The 432-nt window shown below is 60.9% G+C and carries 1 protein-coding gene; it reads left to right on the top strand.

Annotated features, from left to right (window positions below; genetic code table 11):
* The coding region (locus tag AACY49_RS31275; protein WP_339528221.1) for a KH domain-containing protein at window positions 1-432 on the top strand (432 nt) is incomplete at both ends.

The raw sequence follows: 432 nt of genomic DNA on the forward strand, positions 1-432 counted from the left end.
CGACATGGACGTCAAGGTCGCAGGCACCGAAGCTGGCATCACCACGATGCAGATGGACATCAAGATCGCCGGCATCACCGAAGAGATCATGCGCAAGGCTTTGGAGCAGGCCAAGGAAGGCCGTGCGCATATCCTGGGTGAGATGAACAAGGCGCTCGCCTCGACCCGCACCGAGCTCTCGGCCCATGCCCCGCGCATCGAGACGCTGCAGATCGACAAGAGCAAGATCCGTGAAGTGATCGGCACCGGCGGCAAGGTGATCCGCGAGATCGTCGCGCAGACCGGCGCCAAGGTCGACATTGACGATGAGGGCCTGATCAAGATCAGCTCGTCCGACACCGCGCAGATCGAAGCCGCGATCAAGTGGATCAAGGGCATCGTCGAGGAAGCCGAAGTGGGCAAGGTCTACAAGGGCAAGGTCGTCAACATCGT

The organism is Pseudomonas sp. EL_65y_Pfl2_R96, assembly GCF_963970905.1.
Classification (GTDB): Bacteria; Pseudomonadota; Gammaproteobacteria; order Pseudomonadales; family Pseudomonadaceae; genus Aquipseudomonas.